Below are 20,789 nucleotides of genomic sequence, written 5' to 3'. Positions count from 1 at the left end.
GACCCCGCCACTTGACGCCATCGCCGTTGCGGACGATCCAAGACCGCCGCCAGCATCACGGAGCTTGTGATGTCGTCTTCGGTGATCAGGGATTGATGGTCAGCCCTGTTTCGGCGAGGCAACAGTCTCTGAGGTGGCTGCGGTACTGGATGTGTCGGATGCCCTGGAGGTGTTCGGGGGTACTGAAGGCGATCCCGCAGCACCTGTCCAAGGGGCACCGCCGGAGTCACCCGAGGCTTGCAGTCGGCAGAGGCTCACTGGTACGCATCACCGGGCTGGCTGCACCGACCACGCACTGAACTGGTCCCACTGGCGCCGCAATCAGGCCACCGCCCGCCGCTGCCACTACCGCCGCCGCACCCCGGCTTGGCTCCGGCCTGCCCCCGGCGATCCGGATCGGGGCGACCGACTCCAGCGGCGGGAGACAGGAGGCGGGCCGGCCGAGGGCGGCGCCGGGCGAGGGGCAGTCAGGCAGGCGGACGGCCGGTGATCGTCGGCAAAGTCGTTGTCCTGATCCGGCGGTAGGTCCTGAAGCCGTACGCGGTCAGTCCTGCCCAGATGACGGTACTGACCAGAGGCCACCACAGGTCCCGTCCCCCCTCACCTCGGGCGAGATTGACGACCCAGTTCACCGCCCAGCTGACCGCAAGGACAAGCGCCACCCACCTGGCCCACCGCCAGATTCCCATCGTTCCCCGGGCACGCGCTTCCCGGGGGCTCCGCTTCTCCTGCCGCAATCGTGTGCCATCCATACCTATGCGCCTACCCCCTGCCCGTCCCACGCCTCCCGGTCCCTGAGGGATGGCTGAAAATGGACATCCCTACCCGGCCTCAGAGAGAGATGCCCAGAGGTGGTCCGGGGAGGAGCTGGCTTGCAGTCAGATGTTCTGACCGTTGCCGAGAACCCGGGAACGCGGCTGTGCACCGCGTGCGGGTGCGCTCAGCAGCCGACCCTGCTAGCGCCTCTTGAGGGGACTTGCCTGCTGGTCTGCGGGACACGGAGCTTCTCAAGTACCGGTTCGAACTGGTGCAGTCCCCCCGGCGGTCACGGGACGGTGCACATCACCGAGGCGAAGAGGGTGTGCGGGTCGAAGCCCGTGTTCTTGGCCCACACCGTCCAGCCAGTCGCCGTCGGGGCCGAGGTGGTCAGGAGGACATCGAGGCTGCCGGTTCCGCCGCCGCTGAGCGGCACCTGCCCGGCCGGGCACTCCGCGGTGGCCGTTCCCACCTCTCCGGGTGCCAGTTTGGCGGTGGTGCCGACCTTCCAGACGGGTTCCGTATCGGAGCAGACGACGAGCGTCCGCAGGTACGAGGGAGGGGCATCCGGGCTGTAGTCCGTGTACTTCGCCATCGCCGACCATGATCTGATGTCGGGGGAGTGCGAGCTGCTGACGAACGTGCGGTTGCCGGCCTGGAACCCGCCGCCGACCGCGTAGCGGGTATTGCCACAGCTTGCGGGGCTGTACACGCTCTCGCCCGGCTGGAGGGGCACGTCCGCCTCGGCGTGTTGGGTGATGCTGCTGTCTGTCGTGCAGATCACTCGGGGGTGGACCGTCTGCACCTCGTCGCTGGCGTTGTAGGCCTGTACCACCCAGCGGTTGGCGTCCGCGTCCGGGGTCGATTTCCGGAAGTAGACCGCGCTCCGGAGGTCGCTCTGGACCGTCGCGCCTCCCCCGGTGGGTTTCATCCCCTGCGGGCAGTACGCCGCCGCCGTTCCTACCCTGTCGGGGTACAGGATGAGGGGATGGCCCGGTTCCTGGTCCACGGTCCTGGTCGCCGGTGCCGGTCGGTCGGCCGCCCGTGCGTCCGTGGCGGAGAGGGCGCCCGGCACGGACAGTGGAAGGACTACGGCAAGGAACGTACTGAGCGTCGGTGCGGTACTCCGAAAACGCCTCACTCCGGCCTCCTCGTGGCGCGGTCGTACGGTCGCTGGAGAACGTTCCCCCACCCCGTGACCGGGTGCCCCCGAGCAAACAGCGATCGTCCGGACGGATCCCAGGGCGGCCCTGCCCACGGCATCGACTTGCACAGCACACCTTTCGAGATCCACGGTATGTGACTCTCGAAGGCCTTGCACCAGGCGGACTAACCTCCCTATTCATGCTAGTTGGCCAGCTGACTGCGTGCCTGTTGGATCTCGACTCATCCGCAGTGCACGGAGGGCGCCGGCCGCGACGGCGGACCAGGTCGACCGGCAGCAGCACCTTTGTCTCGCTCACCAGGCCGGCACCGTGCGTCCACTCGCACACCATCCTGAGTCTGCGGGGTACGGGGCGGTAGTCGGCAGGACGGTCACGGGGCGCTGCTCGACGTGCCACAGCTCGATCGCCTCCATCACCGCAGACAGCTTCGCCAACAGCGCGGTGGCGCCCTTTCCCTGTGCCGCGGGTAAGGTCCTGGACGCGGGCCGGATCGCCGTTCACACCGGCAGCCCGATCACGTCCAGGCCCGTCAGGTCCGCGATACGGGTGATACCGAACTCCTCAAGGCGGCCGGCCACCGCCTCCCACGTCGTCTCCGGCGTCCGGGCTCGCACGACGCCCGGCAGCACCACCGGCTCGTCAATGCCCGCCATGGGCTGTCTCCATCCTCCTCGTCTCTTCCCGGAACCCGGGCCCGAACCGCTTGGCGGCCCTCACCGCGCTCGCCGCCCGGCCCAGTCCCCGCGCAGAAGTCTCGGCCTCCAGCTCCTCCGCCGGCAGCGCCGCAGCCCGAAGAGGAGATCGACATCGCTGCGAATCTGGGCGCAGGCCGGGCCGGAAACGGCGGAGGGTACCGCCCGCGCGGTCATCGGCTTCGCGCAGCAGTTCCTCACCGAGGACCACGAGAACGCCGTCGACACCCTGGGTCCCTGGGAGGCCGTCGGCGTGGGCCACGCGCTCGATGCGCACCCCGCACCGGCCGGTGCGCACCCGGTGCGCCTCACTGTCGTGTAGTGCACGCGCCGCGCTGTCGATCGCGGTGCGCGCCATCGGTGCCGCCGCACCGCACCAGGCGCACGCCACGGGCGGCGGGCTCACGCACCCCTTGGCCACGGCCGGGAGGCGCGTGCAAGGACAAAGGGGCCGGGTAGCAGAAGTGGACAAGCGGGCGTGGCCAGATGCCAGAGGGTGGACAAGGGGTCACACGCGAACCCGGACGCACCTGAAGAAGGGGCGCCGCTGTACGCCATAGTGCGGACATCATCAGGTGGTGCGCGCCGGGTGCGGTGGACCTCGCGATGCGCACACGGTGGCGTCCACCGTGGTGCGCATCAGAGTGGAGTCCACTCTGAGCCTCAGTGCAGATCCGACCGGACCTCGGTCAGTCGCTGCCTTCGACGATGCGGAAGTCGGGCTCGGCACCGTCGGAGAGGGCGACCAGCGCCTCCTGATAGGCCGCACTCTCGTACGCCGCGACGGCCTGCTCGAAGCTGTCGAACTCGACCAGGACGGTGCGCTCGGCTATTCCGGCGTCATGCGCAACGACCCGACCGCCACGGACGAAGGTCCGACCGCCCCCGGCCGCGACGGCCGGAGCGGCCAGCTTGTTGTAAGCAGCCAGCTTCTCAGGGTCTGAAATGGTGCGGTAGACGCTGACCCAGTAGCCCTTGGGCATGAAACCTCCAGTGTGGGGAGTGGATCTGACTTACGGGTTGGTCTCGGGGAGGCGTCGGCGGGTGAGAGCGAGGCTTGTCAGCGTCGTGATCGCCATGGCGCCGATGCCGGCCAGCGCCGCGGTGGTGTAGGCGCTGTCGTCGGGGAAGAAGCGGCCGGGGCCGGTGCCCGCGGCGAGGATCAGGCCGCCGATGGCGCTGCCCAGGGAGTACCCGACGCTGCGGACGACGTAGTTGAAGCCCATGGCGCTCGACGTCTCGCTCTTCGGGGTGACGGCCAGGATGACGCCGGGCATCGCGGCCGAGAAGCCGCCGACACCGAAGCCGAGCACGCCCATCACCGCGAACAGTTCGGCCAGGTCCGACCGGGCCGCCGCGAACAGGGCGAACCCGCCGCCGACCACGACGGCGCTGCCGGCCAGGAGCAAGGGGTCGGCGATCCGCGCCCGGACCCGCGGCGTGAGCTTGCCGGCGGCGAACCCCAGCACCGAGAACGGGATGAGGACCAGCCCGGCGACGAAGGTCGTCAGCCCGAAGCCGTAGTCGGCGCCGTGCGGCGTCTGCGCGTACCGGGTGATGAGCGTGAGCAGGAGGTACATGCCGATCCCGCCGACGAACATGGCGAGGTTCGCCCCGGCGACCGCCGGGTGCCGCACCGCCCGCACACCGACCAGGGGCGTCTTGCCGCGCAGCTCGATGACGGCCCAGACGCCGAGCAGCACCACCGCGACGACGGCGAGGCCCGCCGCCACGGCGAGGTGCCGACTCCACAGATTCCGTTCGCCGGCGAGGAACAGCACCAGGACCAGCGCAGCGGCCAGGACGACCGCGCCTGTCACGTCCACGTGGGCGGAACGGCCTTCGGGGGCTTCGGGCATGGAGCGCCACGCGGTCAGCAGGGCGGCGGCGGTGACGATCAGGCCGAGACCGTAGGCGGCCCGCACCCCGCCGAGCTCGGCGAGCAGCGCGGCCAGCGGGTAGCCGACGCCGGCCCCGATGACCGAGACCACCGAGATCAGGGCGATCACGGACGCGCTGCGCTCCTCGGGGAGGTGGTCCCGAGCCACGCCCATCATCAGCGCCGTCAGCCCGAGCCCGACGCCCTGGGCCGCCCTGCCTGCCAGCAGCCACGCGAACGGCAGCGGCAGCACGGTGAGCACGCTGCCGGCGACGACGACCGCCAGCGTGGCGAGGATCGTGGCCCGCCGGTGCGGGCCGGCTCCGAGCCGGCCCAGGACCGGCGTGGCGACGGCGCCGCTGAGCAGCGCGCCGGTCAGCGTCCACTGCGCGCTGCCGAGCGGGACGTGGAACGAGGTCGCCACGCTGCTGATGAGCGGCGTTCCGAGGCTGCCGACCGCCGCCACGACCAGAGCGATGAACAACAGGGCGGGGACCAGCGGCCGCGCCTCGGGACGCACGACGGGTAACGTCTTCACCGCGCCCCCGCCGACCGGCTGCCCGGTCACCGCTTCGGCCATTCGCGGTCCTGGCTTTCGAGCTCCGCCAGATGCTCCAGCGCCGGAAGGGCCGCCACCAGCGCCTCGACCTCGTCGCCGGTGAGCTTGCCGATCAACCGCTCGAACGCGTGGACGCCCGCCTGGCGCCGCGTCCGGACATAGGAGGCGCCGGCCTCGGTCAGGCGCACCAGCGTGACCCGCTTGTCGGACGGGTCACCCCGCCGCTCGACCAGGCCGGACTCCTCCATCACCCGGACCAGGGCGGTCATCGCGGGCTGGGTGACACCCTCGACCGCCGCCAGATCGGTGATGCGCCGCGGGCCGGTCCGGTCCAGGGTGGCCAGGGTGGCGGCGGACGTCAGGCTCATGTCCCGGGGCAGGCGTCTCGCGGCTCTGGTGGCCAGGCCGTAGAGGGCTGCCCCGATGGCCGCGGGCGCGCCGGGGGCGGTGTCTTGACGTCTCATGCCAGAAGCATAGCCTTTTTATATTCACAATTTATGGAAATGGTCGACCGGCACCGGCTCTACGCGCTGCGCACGGGGGCCGAGGGCAGCATCGAGGAGTTCACGGACGGCCACCGTGGGCGCCGGTGCCGCATTCCCGACAGATTCGCCACTCGGTCGGCCCATCGAGTGGGCTCCACCGAGTGGACGGTGCCGGCATCGTCACCACAGTCAGGCGGTGGAGTGCCACAGTCACGCAGCCCTGCTTCTTCGCCGCCTTGGAGTTCGGCTTCCAGGGCCGCTCCCAGACCGGCTGCCATCCCAGGGGGTCATCGGGCTCGGGCTCCTGGTCCCCGTTGAGCGCGGCGGCCATCTTCGCGCGGGCCGCGCGGGCGTGGGCGAGGGCTGCGTCGGGATTGGGGCGTTCATCCGGAGTACTCATGCGACTCCTGTGGTCCGGCCCGGCCGGCAAGCTCCAGGACGTCAAACGGCAGCGCGCCGTCGTCCACGGTCCCCGGCCACAGCACGTCCCGGCGACGGCCCCGCACGCCCAGCCGCCCGGCCCCCAGCCCACACCGGGCGGCGGCTTCGAAAGTCCGGCGGGTCTGCTCCACCGTGTCGACCCCGGTCTCCGACTCCAGGAGGCGCCCGCCCTTCGGGCCGGTGCGGACGGCCGCGGGTGCGACCTCGATGCGGCGGGCACGGAGTCGGGATACGGCCGGGAGCGGGAGCCCAGGCGCTCCGCACGCCGCGCTGCGTTGACCCGGGCGGCCAGCGCGTCGGCGGCGAGCCGGGCCCGCTCAGACGGGGCGGCCCGGCTGCGGGTCAGTGGGCGCAGGACGGCCTGGTCCTCGATGTCGCGCGGGCGGTGAGGGTATTGGCCTCCGATTTCGTGGACCGCCTCCGCCGTGCTTAGCGCCAGCCACCGTGTCGAGGTTCCGAGTGTTCGCCGAGCAGCAGGTCGTAGACGTCTCCATCGTTGGTGGCGATCAGGTAGTGAGGTTCGGTCCTTGAGGCAGCCTCCTGCAGGCGGGCGACGAGGTCCGGGACGGGAACGACACGCAGCGACAGCGCCGCAGCCACTTGAGCGCGTTCCTCTGCGATCTCCGGATTGTCCCTGGCCGCACACCTTTCAAGATGCTGGGCGGAAGCCAGCATGACCTCCAGGTCGCCGTCGCCGGAGAAGCCCAGACAGTCCCGCCACTGCAACCCGATGATGATTTCAAGGGCGTCGGCCAGGTCGTCGGCGAGCAGTCCGCCAGCCCCTTCGGAGCTGGCGAACACCACCGGGCGGCGACCGTCTTCCTCGGCGCCGAGGAAGTACGCTCCGCCGGTGAAATCCCCCGCGATCGGCTCCAGCGACGCACCCGAGGCAAGCCTCAGGCCGTCACCGCACTCTCTTCGCCCCACATCGAACTCGAAGGACGTCCGCAGCAGTGCGCGGATGTCCGGCATGCTGTGGATCAGACCGAGCAGGTGATCGCTTGAGACCATGAGTTCGACGATATCGAGGGCCGCTGACCGACACGGCCAAGCCTGTCCACTATGGACACCACGAGGGACGAGCCGGCGCGAGGACCGGGATGAGCAGGCGAGCCGTCCCGTGTCGCCGAACCCTGGTCGTGTGCCATGGAACTGTGACGGGCACCAGGTCGTGGCGCCGAAGTTTGATCGCGCCGCCAGGGCGCTGGGCAGCAGTGGATGAGCCGTGGACCGGCGTGCCCGTTCAGGCCCCGCGGTCGGTGTTGCGTGCGCGGTGGCTCAACTGCCGCACGCGTGGCTCGTGGCCGCCGGCGCGGCTTCGGCCGCCGGCCGGCCGGCGCAGCAGGCGTCTCCGCCTTCGGGGGCCGGGCCCTTGTCCATCTGGTCCACGTCGCCCTTGACGACGTAGACCTCCCACGGCTCCCCGCCCGGGCCGTGGACCCAGACCTTGTCCTGGAGGGCGTAGCAGCAGGAGGTGTCGTTCTCCTCGAACGTGGCGAGCCCGGCCTCCTTGAGGCGGTCGGTGGCCGCGCTGACCGTCCGGGTGGATTCGACCCGCCGGACAGCCGCTGCCCGCGACCCCCCGCCGGGGTCGCCTCGTCACGGTTCAGCCCACCACTGCGGCGGAGGCGACAGCACCGGTCGCCGGGCGCCTGTCGTTCCTCGGCCGGTTCCTCGCCGCGTGGATTCTCCTCGCGATGGCGGCCGGGCTCGGCCTGGGCCGTCTCGTGCCCGGGCTCGGAGACGCGCTGGCCAAGGGTCCGGCGGTCACGAGGCCACCGTCAGCACGATCTTGCCTTGGATGTGGCCCCGCGCGGCTCGCGTGTGTGCGCTGACCGCTTCGGACAGCGGGTAGGTGCTGTCCACCCCGACCTGGAGACTGCCCTCGTCGAACAGGCGCCCGATCTCGGCGAGCTGGGGGCCGTTGGAACGTACCTGGATGTTCGAGACGGTGATGTCCAGACGCGCCGTCTCTTCCGGGTCGTACTGGGCGAAGAACACCGGAAGCATGGTGCCTCCGCGCTTGAGCACGGTCAGGAAGCGTGAGCTGTCCGGGCCGCCGACGGTGTCGATCACCAGGTCGACGTCACTGACCACGTCCGCGGCCCTCGTCGTGGTGTAGTCGATGAGCTCATCGGCGCCGAGCTGGCGCAGGAACTGCCCGTGCCGGCTTGAGGCCACCGCGATGACGTGTGCCCCCTTCCACTTCGCCAGCTGCACCGCGAAGTGACCCACTCCACCAGCGGCCCCGTTGACCAGCACGGTCATCCCTGGCGTGATCGGCACCGGCTGGTGCACCCGGCCGGTGAACGGAGACGGCACGTCGTGGCCGAGATCAACCAGGTACTGCCAGGCCGTCAGCACGGCCATCGGCGCCCCGGCCGCCTCAACGTGATCGATACCGGCCGGCTTGTGAGCCAGGTCCGAAGCCGGCGCGGCCACGTACTCGGCGTACGTCCGACCGTCGAATCCCGGGAACCGCAGCATGCCGAAGACCTCGTCACCCACGGCGAACCCGGACACGTCCGGAGCGACCGCCTCGACCACGCCCGACATGTCCGTTCCGGGGATCAGGGGGAACTCCAGCGCCGGCCTCATCTCGGCCGGCATGACCTTCATCCCCTCACGCAGGTACCAGTCCGGCGGGTTGATGCCCGCCGTGTGCACCCGGACGAGCACCTCGCCCGGGCCGATCTCGGGAACCGGCACCTCGTCGTACCGCAGAACTTCCGGGGCGCCCGCCTCGTGGAACTGGATCGCCTTCATCGTGCCTGTCGCTTTCTCAAGGAAACGTTGCTCCTTCAGTCAAAGCCTGGGAGGGCGTGGCCGTCCAAGACCGGTTCGGCAACCTGCTCATTCCGAAACGGCATGACGCGTACGCTGCAAGGGTGAACGATCTCGGACAGGACCTGGAACTGCGGCTCGTGCGCTACTTCACCGTGGTGGCGGCGCACCAGCACTTCGGCCGGGCCGCCGCCGACCTGCACGTCGCCCAGCCGGCGCTGAGCCGCCAGATCCAACGGCTCGAGAAATATCTCGGCACACGACTGCTGGACCGCACCCCCCGGGGCACCCGGCTCACTCCGGCCGGCCAGACGTTCCTCCCCCGAGCCCAAGCCCTGCTGCAGGCCGCCCGCCAGGCCGAGCTGGCCGTGCGGCAACAAGCCCGGACCGAACGAATCGCCATCGGCTACGTCGAAGACCTGGTGATCACCGCCACCGTACGGGAGCTGCGCCACCGTCACCCGGACGCCGAGATCGCCACCCGGCATCTGAGCTGCAGCGACATCGGCGCACTGGCCGACCAGCGCGTCGACGCCCTGATCGCGCGGGCCCCGCTGCCGCTCGCCGCCGACGACGTGTGCACCACCCCGCTGTACGAAGAGCCCCGGATGCTCGTGGTCCCCCGCGGCCATCCCCTGGCCGGCCGCGCGTCGGTGACCGCGGAAGAACTGGCCGACGAAGAAACCGCGCCGTGCGCGTTCGAGACCTCGGACTGGGCTTCCTACCGGGTCCTCGGGGCCGGCGTGCCGCCGATCGAGAGCTACGAGGACAAGCTCGAACTCGTCGCGAGCGGCATGGCGATCGCCGTCCTACCGGTCGGCGATCGGCGCAGCTCACTGCGTCCCGACCTCGTCACCGTCCCGATCGAAGGCGCTCCCCCCAGCCAGATCGTCCTGGTCAGCCGCAAGGGCGACCCGAATCCGATGATCGGGAACCTCCGGCTGGCCGCCAAGGCCGTCCTGGCCGCCCCGCCACCCTGACCGGCACCAGACCCGGGCGATGACCACGGGCAGCAGGTACACCACCGCCTCCGAGTGGAGGACCCGTCGGCTCACCGCAGGGTGAACACCGCTCGACGCACAGGAACTGCCCGTCTTGTCGCCAACTGCTCTGCGCAATCCGGGACGCGGACCACTTGTGGGTCCGGCGCGGCTGTTCGATGAGTACGAGGATTCGCTCGGCAAGCTGCGGACCAGGCAGGCCGCCACCGAGCGCGGACTTGATGACCGCGGCCTTCTGCCGTGCCGCCGCAGCGTCCCCTTCCATCCTGGCGACATGGTCGTCGAGCAGCTCCGCCGCCTCGTCGGGCCCGGCGTCGAGCAGCGCCTCCACCGTGGCGAGGGGCATGGCGATCTCGCGGAGCTGACGCAGCGCGGTCGCCCGTGCCACCTGGTCAGCGCCGTAATAGCGGTAGCCCGTGACCGGGTCTACTTGGGCAGGGGGCAGCAGCCCGGAGTCGGCGTAGAAGCGTAACGCGCTGGAGGTCAGCCCGCTGCGCTGGGCAAAGACGCCGATCGGCATCAGCTCGGAATCTGGCACCTCGCCATCATCGAGCTTCAACCAACTCGAAGGTCAACCCTGAACATGGGCATCGAGCCCGGGGATGAGAGGGATCCGCGGCCGACGGCCGCGGTGTCGCACCAACCGGGACGTCCCGGAATGTCAGGCGCTCCCGGGCCGGCGCACCTCGGGCCAGTCGCGGGGATCGGTGCCGTGCTGGTGCACGAAGGCATAGGCGAGCCGTTCCAGGCCCACGGCCACGCAGCCGGTGAAAGCCGAAGGCCCGTTCGACGTGGTGATGCCGAATGCCTCGGCCAGATGGGTGCCGTGGACATTCACCGAGGCGGCCGCGACGGTACGTCCCTCCGCGACGGGCAGCCGCAACTCGTACTTGAGCTCCATCAGACGTTGGGACCAGACCTGGCGGGCGGTGTCGGGGGTGGCGAAGAACGGGTCGTTGGCGGATTCGAGGTGCCCCGCCAGACCCCAGTCCGTCACGATGGCCCGCAGCGCGGTCAGATACGCCTCGCGAGCGGGCGGCGAGGACCTTGTCCTGTTCACCGAGGAGAACGGTCTCGCGCATGGTGAAGTCCCAGAGGCGTTCCAGGGAATGACAGTAGCGGGACTCGTGGCGGAAGCAGCGGGCGCGGGCGGTCACCGCGGTCAGGGGGGGGCGGTCAGCGCGCGGTCGCTGTGGCGGGCGTAGGTGTGGTAGCAGACCGCGGGCGGGACCGCGAGTCCCGCGTGTGTGGTGTGTGCGTCGACCACGTCGGAGGGCGGTGTCTCGCGGCCGATCGCGCGGGTGAACGCGCGATAGCCGTCGAGGTGGGCATGGACCCGTGAGGTCAGCAGGACGTGCTGGGGGAACGACCCCAGATAGCCGGCGCGGGCCAGGGTGGCGGTGGGGATGAGCTGGGGGTACTCGTGTTCCTCGGCGCCGAAGTGGTCCCGGGCCAGTTCCAGCAGTGCCTGGTCGAGACCTCGCATGAGGCCCAGCAGGGGTTCCGCAACCGTGACCTGTCCGGGCGTGCTCTCGTGCACGGCCCCGCTGTCCAGCAGGTCCTGGTAGACGTTCGCGCGGCGAGCGGGACGGTGCGGGGAGCGCCACAGGAGCCGGGGGGCGACCACCCGCTGGGGCAGGACGTCGGACCGGACGAGATCCCCGACCCTGCGGTGCAACTCCGCGGCGGCGACCGGGAGATCGGTGGTGAGCACCACTTCCGCGACGTCGGTGCCCTCGTCGGGCAGGGTGAACCCGGTGATGCGCTCGTCGGCGTGGTAGAGCCGGCTCGCCAGCTCCCCGGCCAGAGCGGCGGGCACCGGAGTGGTCAGTGGCACCGTGTACGTGGGCATTCGCAATCCCCTCGGAGCGGCCGGTCGCAAGGACGCGTCACAGCAGTCGGACGGTGGGGTCGAGCAGGGTGAGGGCGCCGGTGGCCGGCCACATGCGGTCGTTGGAGTGGTTCAGCGGCGCCGAGGACAGGTCCCGGTGCAGGCGGGTGACCCGGGGGCGGTTCGCGTAACCGGTCATGCCCGTGGCTCGCAGCAGTGCCTCCGCGACGCGCGCCGCGGTCTCCGACACCGCCAGTTTCAGCGAGTTGAGCCGTACCTGGGCGAGCGGCGTGCTCAAGGACGCACCGTGCCGCCGCGCGTCTTCGGCGAACTCGACCACCCGGTTCAGGTAGGTGCTCGCGAGGTCGAGGTCCACGCGTATCCGGGCGAGCCGCTCGCGTGCCACCTCCCCCGGTGGCGTCCCGGCCCCGCGCAGGTGGCGGAGCAGGGCGGCGAACCCCGCGTGCGCGGCACCCAGCCAGCACGCCGCCCAGCCGATGTGCGCGGTGGGCACCATGCTCTCGCGCGCGATGTCGCCGAACCTGCCGGGGTCCCCGACAATGTTGTGCGCGGGCACCGCGCCGGAGAGCAGCAGGCCCCGGCTCTCGGTGCCGCGCATGCCCAGTGGGTCCCATTCGCCGGCCGTGGAGAGGCGCAGGTCCGCACGGTCGGCGTAGACCAGGGAGACCGATCCGGGTGCGGCGTCGGGAGCCGACCGGAGGGTGATCAGGAATCCGTCGGCGTGCCGGCCGCCGGTGACGACCGGGGCGTGCCGGTCGGTGAAACGGACCAGGCCGTCGTGGGTGGTCAGCGGGGTCAGCGCGGTGAACAGGTCGGAGCCGCGTCCGGTCTCGGTGGTGACCGAGGCCAGGTAGAGCCGTCCGGACGTGAGGCGTGGCAGCAGGTCCGTGCGCAGACCGGGTGCGGCGAAACGCAGCAGTGCGTCGGTCTGGGATATGTGCATGGCCCACACCAGCGCCGTGGACGGGCAGGAGCCGGCCAGCGTCCGGGCGGTCGCGGCGACATCGGACAGGTCTCCGCCGAGCCCGCCGTGTCGGGTGGGGACGAGCAGGGAAAGGAGCCCGCTTTCCCGCAGCACGGACAGGTTCTCCTCGGGCAGCACGGCGTCACGGTCGGCGCGGTCGGCGTTGGCCCGCAGGGTCTCCACGATCTCGTCGAGGGCGGGCAGGGCGGTGCTCGTCGTCATCGGGCCCCTCCTCCGCGCACCTTCTCCAGCACCGCCCACAGGGCCCCGGGCGTGGCGAAGTTGGCGTACTGGAGCAGTTCGTCCGGCATGACGATGCCGTAGGCGGTCTCGATGCGCATGATGAGCGCGACGACTTCGACGGAGTCCAGACCGTGGGCGGACAGGTCGGTGTCGGTGTCCAGGGGGATGTCGGCGGGCAGCCGGGAAGCCGCGCCGCGCACCAGTGCCTCGAACTCCTCGTCCCAGCCTGTCATGCGGGGCGGAGAGCCTCCTCGCGCACGACGGTCATGCGCTCCGCCGAGTCGATGGGGTGGTGCGGGGTGCTGAACGACAGGACGCGCAACCGCTCCCCGTCGTCGGGGCCGCGCAGTCCGTGCGGGTAGACGGCGGGCACGGAGATGGACTGGCCGCGCCGCAGGCGGTAGTCCACGCCGTCGATGTGGAGGGCACCGGTGCCCTCCAGGACGTAGAGCAGGTGGTCGCCCTCGTGCACGTGCAGGGGGAAGGAACTGCCCGATCGGAGTTCCAGCAGGTCCAGTCCCATGCTGGTACCGAACGCGCTGGTCGCGGCAGCACCGGAGGCCCCGGTGATGCCGCGCACGGGTATGCCGATGTCGTCGATCACCTGCTTCTGCTCGGCGGCGGACAGGTCGATCAGGTGCTAAGCGAAATCGAAGAGGTCTGCCATGGTCATCCTCCGGTGGGGGACGCCGCCGCGGCGGCGAGGTGGGAGACACGGTCGGTGAGTGTGTGCAGCAGGTCGTGGGCGAAGGCCCGGGTGGCGATCCCGTCCTGCCCGAGCAGGTGCAGGAGCGCGCGGTCGTGGTAGCGGTAGACCTTGAGGACGAACGGCCGGCCCCGCCGCCGGTCGCGGCCGGGGTGGATGGTCCCGTCGGGCGGTGCCGTGAGTGGTGCGGGCAGCAGGGGCGGTGGTTCGGCGGGGTCAGCCGTTCCTGGTAGTTGAACCAGGCGGTGGTGGTGACCGGGTTGGGGTGGGCGGGCAGCAGTTCCTCCCGCAGGTGTTCCACGCGCAGCCGGTCGGCGTTGGCGGTCACCGCGCCGCGCAGCAGCCGGGGCACGAGCACGGTGGGCGCGTCGTCGCGATGGACGAGCATCGGGGCGCGCGGGAACAGGCACGCTACGGCCCGGCGCTGGGCGGCGCCGTGCCGGTTCGCCACGTGGGCCTGCAGCCCGGCGACGGTTTCCCCGGTGAGGTCGCAGAGTGCGGAACCGTACGCGGCGGCGAACACCACGGACACCGGGACACCGTGTCCGGCGGCCGCCGCCTCGGCGGCGCGGCCCAGGTCGATGTCGGTGCTCGACAGGCCGGCGGATCGAACGAAGAGGTGAATCAGGGTCTGGCGTGGTGGTCCGGTGCCCGCGCAGGTGCCTTCTTCGCCGGCCAGACGCCGCGCCGGCAGCTTTTGCGCTCCTGAAGAGCGGGTCGTAGGCGAAGCGATCGGCTTCGGTCTCCCCTCCCCCAGTCACCTCCGAACGGGCCCGCATCGTGGGGATCCGGTCCCTGCGGACGTTGCGGTACAGCGGCAGCAGGAACCCGGATTCTCCACGGGCGGCCAGTGCCTGGACGGCGATGGCCCGGACGGCGAATTCGACAGCGCCATCAGGAACCACCGCCGGCCACCGGCCGAGTGAAGAGGGACCTCGTCCTCGCCCTCACGCCACCCTCGCGGTTCGGGCATCGCCCGGTGCCAGGTCAGGACGTGGCAGGAGTGAACTGCCACCAGTTGACGTTCAGCAGATAGCCGCTGCCACCGGTGAACCGCAGGTAGAGGTCCTGCGTTCCCGTGGCGCCGCTGACCGGGCACGTCACCGATGTCCAGGCCTGCCAGCCCCCGGTGGGGGGCACGCCGCACCGGCCCACGAGCGTTCCGCTCGGGGAGCCCAGCCGCAGTTCGACGGTGCCGCCGCCGCTGCCCGAGGCCACGCGCGCGGTGAAGGAGGAAGCGCCCGGCCCGAAGGCCACGCCCTTGACCTTGATGTAGTCGCCGTTGTCGATCCAGCCCACATCCATTCCCCCGTCGCCGGCCGGTTCCGTCTCGATGCCGGATCCCCAGGCGATCGTCTCGGCCTCCTGGCGCACGTACGGGTTGAGCGTGCCGATCTGCGGTGCGCCGACGTTCGTCATGCCGATCGTCGGGATCGTGCCGTCGGCGTTGTAGGAGAACCGCTCCACCGCGACCGAGCGGGTGAAGCCGCCGCCGCCCGGCAGTGCGCCGTTGTGGTAGAAGAAGTACGAGTTGCCCTTGAAGTCCACGATCCCGGGGTGGTTGGTGAAGCTGCCACCCTGGGTCGGCATGACCGTCCCGCGGTAGGTCCAGGGCCCGGTCGGACCGGGCGCCGTGGAGTAGGCGATGAACTCCGAGCAGCACTTGGCCGCGAACACCAGGTAGTACAGGCCGTTCCGCTTGTAGACCCAGGGTCCCTCCTCGTACAGCGTGGGACGGTCGGGATCGCCGGTACGGGTGCCGAACCCCGCGGTGGTGAGCGGGATCCTGGTGGGGCTGCCCGAATAGGAGGTCATGTCGGCGTTCAGCCTGACGTACCACAGGTTCGGGTTGCCCCAGTACAGATAGGCCTGGCCGTCGTCGTCGACGAAGACGGTCGGGTCGATCTCGCCGTTCTCCACCAGCGGATGGCCGAGGGCGTCCCGGAACGGGCCGGTGGGGCTGTCCGACACCGCCACGCCGATGGCCATCCGGCCGGTGGCCCGGTTCTTCACCGGCACGTACCAGTAGAAGCGACCGTTGCGCTGCACGGTCTGGCCCGCCCAGGCGTCGGCGGACGCCCAGCTGAAGGTGGCCAGGCTGAGAGGTGAGCCGTGATCGGTCCAGTTGACCATGTCGGCGGAGGACCACACACGCCAGTCCTTCATGGTGAAGTAGGTGGAGCCGTCCTCGTCGTGCCCGGTGTAGAGGTAGACCCTTCCGTCATGGACCAGCGGGGCCGGATCCGCGGTGTAGATGTGCTGCACGATCGGGTTGTCGGCCCTGGCCGCCGTGGGCCCCACCGCGGCGGGGACGACGGCGAACGCCAACAGAAAGGCTGCGGTCCAGGCAACTGCCCGGCCGAGCCGCGTGCCGACGGCGGACGACCGTCGAACCGGGAATGACATCATCGCCTCCTCAGGGCGTTTCCGGACGGCCGGGCGCCGGCCGGTGAGCGATGTCCTTCATGGACGATTCCGCTTCTGGTTGTTCGGCCGTTGCAGGGGCAGGTGACGCCCCGGGTGCCGTTGGTGGTGGCCTGGTCGTAGGCGTCCAGGCACGTGTCGCCGCAGACACGGATCTCACCGCCGGCCCAGGTGGTCCGCAGCTGGTTAGCGGCCGTGTGGCAGCCCCGGAGCAGTACCGCGGCCCCGGCGGCGGTGGAGGCGTTGTCCACGTCCGCGCAGCGGCCAACGCGCCGCCTCGCAGCCGCGAGATGGTGGTGGCCAGCGGGCTGCCACCGCTCACCCGGAACACGGCCACACCATGCGCGGGCACTCTCGCCGAGATCTGCCCCGACGTGGCCGAAGTCGCGCCGGTTCACAGGTCCGTGGGAGAGAACGGCCGGCCGGGCAGGCCGACTTGCGCGGCCGTCGCGGTGACCGTGGCGGCTCCCGCTCCCCGGTTGAACAGGCCCACCGCGACCGAACGGTCCGACCGGGCCTTGGCGAACACCTCGGTGCCGCCGCCGTCGCGGACCCTGATCGTCTGAACACCAGGGCTCCTTTCCCGGAGAACGTCACGCCGTGAGCGGGTGATGTGCGGGGGACGCGGATCAAGATGCCAGGCTCACGACATGGCAATGTCAGGGGTTCGCAATTTCGAACAGCATTCGGAAAGTGGGAACCTCACGGATACTAGAGAGACCTCCGGACATGTCAACACCGCGCCAATGACTACGAGAGCACCAACCGTGGCGCTGCGAAAATTTCGAAGCACGTTGTGAAGCGCGCAAGAAGGCTTGACGCAACCCACCCACCCTCTATCATCCAGGTTGCTCGATATACCAATCCACATTCGATATGTCGAACTCGCGAGTCGACCGGACCGCTCCGCACCCCACGATCCGAGACCGGAACGCGGTATCTCCGCGCGCTTCTGAGACCTGTCAACGTACACAGCGCAAGAAGATTCTCCTTCACGCCGCTCCGTCCGGCGTCAGGCGGCCGTCGGCGCCGGCGGAAAGACGCTGCGGCCGAGTCGCGGGTACGGACAGCGGGCAGCCACACCGGCTCGACCACCACTCGCAGAAGAGGACGTCTATATGAGAAAGTCCTGGATCCTCACCCTGGTCACACTCGTCGCTACCGCGCTCGGGGTCATGGCGGGAGGCGTGAGCCGTGCCTCCGCCGCCTCGAACACACCCTTGCGCGTGATGCCGTTGGGCGACTCCATAACCTGGGGCGTGGGGAGCAGTACGGGCAACGGCTACCGGGGGCCGTTAGGGAACAAGCTCTCGGCGGACGGCCATCCGCTGGACTTCGTGGGCACGTTGCGGAACGGTCCGATGGCCGACCCCGACAACGAAGGCCATTCCGGATACAAGATCCACCAGATCGCCGCACTCGCCGACGCCTCACTGACCCGTTACCGGCCCAACGTCGTAACGCTGCATATCGGCACCAACGACCTCAACGAGAGTTACCAGGTCTCCACCGCCACCGCCCGCCTGAGGTCGCTGGTCGACCAGGTCACCGCCGCCGCCCCCGACTCGACTGTCCTCGTGGCCTCCCTGGTCGTGTCCACCAGCGGCTCGGAGGAGCGGTACCGTGCCGCGTACAACCAGGCCATCCCCCAACTCGTCAGGGACGAACAGGCCGCGGGCAAGCATGTCGCCTACGTCGACATGAGCAGCCTGACCACGGCCGATCTAGCCGACGCCCTGCATCCCAACGACTCGGGCTACCAGAAGATGGCCGACGCCTTCCACCGCGGCATCCAGTCCGCGGACAGCGCCGGGTGGCTGAGGAACCCCGCCCCCGCTCCCGCACACGTGCAGTCCGGGATCACCGGCAAGTGCCTGGACGTCAACGGCGCCAGCGGTGCCGACGGGACCGCCGTCCAGATCTGGGGCTGCGGCGGCGGTGCCAACCAGGTCTGGTCCGCCTACACCGACGGCACCCTGCGCTCCCTGGGCAAGTGTCTCGACGCCGCCGGCAGGGGCACGGCCAACGGCACCAAGGTGCAGATCTGGTCCTGCCACGGCGGCTCCAACCAGGTCTGGCAGCCCTACAACGGCGGCTACCGCAACCCCGCCTCCGGCCGCTGCCTCGACGATCCGGGCTTCTCGACGGCCGACGGCACACAGCTCCAGCTGTGGGACTGCACCGGCGGCTCCAACCAGAAGTGGACCACGCTGAGCGCCGGCTGACGGCCTGTGTCCCGGGACGGGGTCGGCCCGCGACTCCTCGTCGAGGACCGCGGCGGCCTCCGCACACGCCTGCGGCGCAGCCCCGCCGGCGTCCAGCGGGGCAGGGCGTCTGCGCCAGTGGAAGCGGTCCAGGGACATGCAGGGGTCTGTCCTGTCGGGGCAGGAGAGGATCCGGTAGGCGCCGGGTCCCTGCCACGGTGAGCGGGGCGAGGGCAGCCAGGAAGGCATGGGCGAGCACGGTTGGGGCGAGGTACCCGTACCCGTCGATGGAGCGGCGAGCCACGCGCTCGCCCAGGCCCCAGCCGTTCTCCGCGGCCTGGAAGCACTCCTCGGTCGCCCGGCGGCTGCCGGCGAACCGGACCAGGCCGGCGTCCTGGTTGCCGAGCGGTGCGTGGGCGAGGTGGCAGACGGCCTCGCCAGGGCCGGACAGGCTACGGCGGAACGCCACCCAGCGGTGATGTGCGGCAGGCCCGGATCGAAGATCGGGCCGGCGGGCAGCGGCGGACGATGCCCCGGGCCGGCTGCCCCCTGGACACGAATCCCGCTCGCCGTGGATCTCGGCCGCCCGGCACCGCTCGCCGTCGACGGTCCAGGACCCGGGGGCAGTAGAACTCCCGCTCGGCCAGGGCCCGGCCGGCGCGCTGCCCTTCTTGGCGAAGCCGGTGTCCTCGTTGATCAGCGCCCCGCCTGGGCCGGGCCGTTCGGTGACGTGGTCGCGGACATCGTCCCGGACCACGTCGGCGTCCGACCGGGCGCCATTCAGCAGGTGCCGCGCGCCCGCCGTGTCGCGGTGGCCGGCCACCTGGCCGCCCGCCGACCGTTCCTCCGCCGACCGGCGCCGGCAAACCACGCGTGTGGTCCGGCATCCGTCGGCGCAGATCCGCCCGGGCGATCCGGCCCGCCACCCGAGCGCACACGGACTCCGGCTCGCTGTGCCGCCGCTGGGCTTCAGCTGCTGCCATCCCGGGACGCGACAACGGCCGGCTCCGGGCGCGAAATCCGCGGACGGCACCTGCCCGGACACACCGGCGACCTCGATCACCGGGCCCATGACCTACTGCTCGACTCACTCCGGTGTGCTCGGCCGGCCCGCTCCCGCAGTCACATGACGGATGCACCGACGGGTGGCCGCGGAACACAGTTGGGCCGACGTCGTCACCGTACGGCCTACCGGAACGGAATACCGGTGGCGAACGTAGGTTCCCCGTTCACTTCGGAAGGGTCCATGCTCATGCGCTCTACCACCGCTCCAGCGACGGCACCCGTTGTGCCGGGCCGCTTTCCCCTGCTCGGCCATCTGCCGCAATTGGTCGCCAGACGGGTGGACTTCCTGCAATCGGTCAGGGCGCGGGGCGACATCGTGAGGATATTCCTCGGGAGCCGGCCGGTGTTCGTTTTGAACTCCCCGGAGGCCGTACACGACGTTCTCGTCACGCAGAGCAGGAAGTTCGGCAAAGGGCTGCTCTTCGATGTCGCGCGGCCCTTCATCGGGAACGGCATCATCACCTCCGAGCGTGATGTCCACCGGCGTCAACGGCGGGCGCTCCAGCCCGCTTTCCACCGTGACAGCATCGCCGCGTGCGTCGGCACGATGACCGGCATCGCGGAGGGACAGGTGTCGGCGTGGAAACCGGGCGAGGTGATCGCCATGGACCTGGTGATGCGCCGGATGATGACGGGCATGCTCGTCGCGACCCTGTTCAGCACGGAACACCCGGACGGCGCCGCGGGCGTGGCCGAGTTGGGTGAGCGGGTCGCGGAGCACCTGACCACGGTGATGCGCGGGGTTTTCGTGGGTACCGTCCTGCCCGCGCCGATCGCGTCCTCGCCTGTGCTGGGGCACCGCAAGTACCTGTCCGCGGCCGCGGCGCTGCGCGAACTCGCCGACACCGCTGTCCGGCAGGCCCGGCAGGACCCCGCCGACCGCGGCGGCCTGTTGTCGATCATGTTCGCCGGCACCCCCGGCAATCCGCGGGGAATGACCGACGCGGAGGCCCGCGACGAACTGCTGTCCCTGCTCATGGCCGGTGCCGAGACCACGTCGACCACGCTGTCGTGGGCGCTCCACGAACTCGGCAGGCGCCCGGAGATCACCGAGCGGATCAAAGCCGAGTGCGACGCGCTGCCCGCCGGCGTCCTGCCCAGCGCGGCGGCGCTTCCCTTCACCGACCGGTTCCTCCGGGAGGTGCTCCGCCTGCACCAGCCCAACTGGCTGCTCATGCGGCGCGCGTCGGAGCCGGTGCGGGTCCGCGGCGTCGGGCTCCCGCAGGGGGCCGAGCTGATCTACAGCGCGGTGACGATGCACCGGGACCCGGCGTACTTCCCGGATCCCCTGCGCTTCGATCCGGACCGGTGGCTCGGCCGTACCGAGAAGGATCTTCCACCAGGCGCCTACGTTCCGTTCGCCCTGGGCAACCGGAAGTGCATCGGGGACCACTTCGCGATGACCGAGATGCTGGTCGTCCTCCGCTCCGTCGTCTCGCGGTGGCGACCGCAGCCGGTCGCGGGACGCCGGGTCCGGCCGGTCGTCCAGGCGCTGATCCGGCCCAACGCACTGCCCATGCGCGTCTCACCCTGGCCGGCCCGCTGAACCCGATTCTGGAGGTGCGCCC

Annotated in this window: 18 protein-coding genes and 5 pseudogenes; 4 read left to right on the top strand and 19 right to left on the bottom strand. The window is 70.6% G+C overall.

The features are described 5' to 3' along the window. Positions 1–85 precede the first annotated feature (85 nt). The 11 genes and pseudogenes from ACZ4W9_RS30100 to ACZ4W9_RS30050 form a co-directional block, all read right to left on the bottom strand. Positions 86–193, bottom strand: a pseudogene (locus ACZ4W9_RS30100) (transposase); the annotation flags it as partial. 852 nt (positions 194–1,045) lie between these two features. Next, positions 1,046–1,687, bottom strand: a complete 642-nt coding sequence (locus ACZ4W9_RS30095; protein WP_467941074.1) for a hypothetical protein — start codon at positions 1,685–1,687, stop codon at positions 1,046–1,048. A gap of 528 nt (positions 1,688–2,215) precedes the next feature. Next, positions 2,216–2,356, bottom strand: a complete 141-nt coding sequence (locus tag ACZ4W9_RS30090; protein WP_467941072.1) for a hypothetical protein — start codon at positions 2,354–2,356, stop codon at positions 2,216–2,218. Between the two features lie 63 nt (positions 2,357–2,419). After that, complete coding sequence (locus ACZ4W9_RS30085) at positions 2,420–2,575, bottom strand: hypothetical protein (protein ID WP_467941071.1); 156 nt, start codon at positions 2,573–2,575, stop codon at positions 2,420–2,422. Between the two features lie 728 nt (positions 2,576–3,303). After that, complete coding sequence (locus tag ACZ4W9_RS30080; protein ID WP_467941070.1) at positions 3,304–3,597, bottom strand: DUF1330 domain-containing protein; 294 nt, start codon at positions 3,595–3,597, stop codon at positions 3,304–3,306. Between the two features lie 30 nt (positions 3,598–3,627). After that, positions 3,628–5,061 carry an MFS transporter gene (locus tag ACZ4W9_RS30075; protein WP_467941121.1) on the bottom strand — a complete coding sequence of 478 codons (1,434 nt, stop codon included), beginning with the start codon at positions 5,059–5,061 and terminating at the stop codon, positions 3,628–3,630. Next, complete coding sequence (locus ACZ4W9_RS30070) at positions 5,058–5,420, bottom strand: MarR family winged helix-turn-helix transcriptional regulator (protein ID WP_467941119.1); 363 nt, start codon at positions 5,418–5,420, stop codon at positions 5,058–5,060. The genes ACZ4W9_RS30075 and ACZ4W9_RS30070 overlap by 4 nt, the downstream gene beginning before the upstream one ends. Positions 5,421–6,073: 653 nt before the next feature. Next, a pseudogene (locus ACZ4W9_RS30065) lies at positions 6,074–6,360 on the bottom strand (MobF family relaxase); the annotation flags it as partial. Positions 6,361–6,407: 47 nt separating this feature from the next. Further along, a complete protein-coding gene (locus tag ACZ4W9_RS30060; protein WP_467941068.1) occupies positions 6,408–6,989 on the bottom strand; it encodes a hypothetical protein in 582 nt (193 codons plus the stop codon). A gap of 267 nt (positions 6,990–7,256) precedes the next feature. After that, positions 7,257–7,574 (bottom strand): annotated as a pseudogene (locus tag ACZ4W9_RS30055) (glyoxalase/bleomycin resistance/dioxygenase family protein); the annotation flags it as partial. Between the two features lie 171 nt (positions 7,575–7,745). Next, a complete protein-coding gene (locus tag ACZ4W9_RS30050) occupies positions 7,746–8,744 on the bottom strand; it encodes an NADP-dependent oxidoreductase (RefSeq protein WP_467941067.1) in 999 nt (332 codons plus the stop codon). A gap of 122 nt (positions 8,745–8,866) precedes the next feature. Between ACZ4W9_RS30050 and ACZ4W9_RS30045 the strand changes: the two genes are divergently transcribed. Further along, positions 8,867–9,742: a LysR family transcriptional regulator gene (locus tag ACZ4W9_RS30045; protein WP_467941066.1), complete on the top strand. Its 876-nt coding sequence runs from the start codon at positions 8,867–8,869 to the stop codon at positions 9,740–9,742. A 199-nt stretch (positions 9,743–9,941) separates the two neighbouring features. Here ACZ4W9_RS30045 and ACZ4W9_RS30040 read toward each other — a convergent pair. The 6 genes and pseudogenes from ACZ4W9_RS30040 to ACZ4W9_RS30015 form a co-directional block, all read right to left on the bottom strand. Continuing rightward, positions 9,942–10,301: pseudogene (locus ACZ4W9_RS30040) on the bottom strand (MerR family transcriptional regulator); the annotation flags it as partial. Between the two features lie 123 nt (positions 10,302–10,424). After that, entirely contained in the window at positions 10,425–10,823 is a 399-nt protein-coding gene (locus ACZ4W9_RS30035; protein ID WP_467941064.1) for a class-II aminoacyl-tRNA synthetase family protein, read from the bottom strand. Positions 10,824–10,925: 102 nt separating this feature from the next. Then, positions 10,926–11,615, bottom strand: coding sequence for a hypothetical protein (locus ACZ4W9_RS30030; RefSeq protein ID WP_467941063.1), 690 nt, complete (start codon positions 11,613–11,615; stop codon positions 10,926–10,928). A gap of 37 nt (positions 11,616–11,652) precedes the next feature. After that, on the bottom strand, positions 11,653–12,801 hold the full coding sequence (locus tag ACZ4W9_RS30025; RefSeq protein ID WP_467941062.1) for an acyl-CoA dehydrogenase family protein: 1,149 nt from the start codon (positions 12,799–12,801) through the stop codon (positions 11,653–11,655). Further along, on the bottom strand, positions 12,798–13,055 hold the full coding sequence (locus tag ACZ4W9_RS30020; protein WP_467941060.1) for a phosphopantetheine-binding protein: 258 nt from the start codon (positions 13,053–13,055) through the stop codon (positions 12,798–12,800). Before ACZ4W9_RS30020 ends, ACZ4W9_RS30025 begins: the two co-directional genes overlap by 4 nt. After that, on the bottom strand, positions 13,052–13,426 hold the full coding sequence (locus tag ACZ4W9_RS30015) for a cupin domain-containing protein (RefSeq protein ID WP_467941059.1): 375 nt from the start codon (positions 13,424–13,426) through the stop codon (positions 13,052–13,054). Before ACZ4W9_RS30015 ends, ACZ4W9_RS30020 begins: the two co-directional genes overlap by 4 nt. Before the next feature lie 367 nt (positions 13,427–13,793). Between ACZ4W9_RS30015 and ACZ4W9_RS30010 the strand changes: the two genes are divergently transcribed. After that, on the top strand, positions 13,794–14,237 hold the full coding sequence (locus ACZ4W9_RS30010) for a hypothetical protein (RefSeq protein WP_467941058.1): 444 nt from the start codon (positions 13,794–13,796) through the stop codon (positions 14,235–14,237). A gap of 278 nt (positions 14,238–14,515) precedes the next feature. Here ACZ4W9_RS30010 and ACZ4W9_RS30005 read toward each other — a convergent pair whose 3' ends face one another. Continuing rightward, positions 14,516–15,793 (bottom strand): glycoside hydrolase family 43 protein, encoded by a 1,278-nt coding sequence (locus ACZ4W9_RS30005; RefSeq protein ID WP_467941056.1) that lies wholly within the window; start codon positions 15,791–15,793, stop codon positions 14,516–14,518. 215 nt (positions 15,794–16,008) lie between these two features. Continuing rightward, positions 16,009–16,514, bottom strand: a pseudogene (locus ACZ4W9_RS30000) (ricin-type beta-trefoil lectin domain protein); the annotation flags it as partial. A gap of 556 nt (positions 16,515–17,070) precedes the next feature. Between ACZ4W9_RS30000 and ACZ4W9_RS29995 the strand changes: the two are divergent. Continuing rightward, positions 17,071–18,177 (top strand): ricin-type beta-trefoil lectin domain protein, encoded by a 1,107-nt coding sequence (locus tag ACZ4W9_RS29995; protein WP_467941055.1) that lies wholly within the window; start codon positions 17,071–17,073, stop codon positions 18,175–18,177. Between the two features lie 226 nt (positions 18,178–18,403). Then, positions 18,404–20,767, top strand: coding sequence for a cytochrome P450 (locus tag ACZ4W9_RS29990; RefSeq protein ID WP_467941054.1), 2,364 nt, complete (start codon positions 18,404–18,406; stop codon positions 20,765–20,767). Positions 20,768–20,789 lie beyond the last annotated feature (22 nt).

The organism is Streptomyces sp. NPDC029296 (assembly GCF_055569255.1).
The sequence above is the reverse complement of the archived record's forward strand: the minus strand, read 5'-3'. Positions and strand labels throughout refer to the sequence as shown.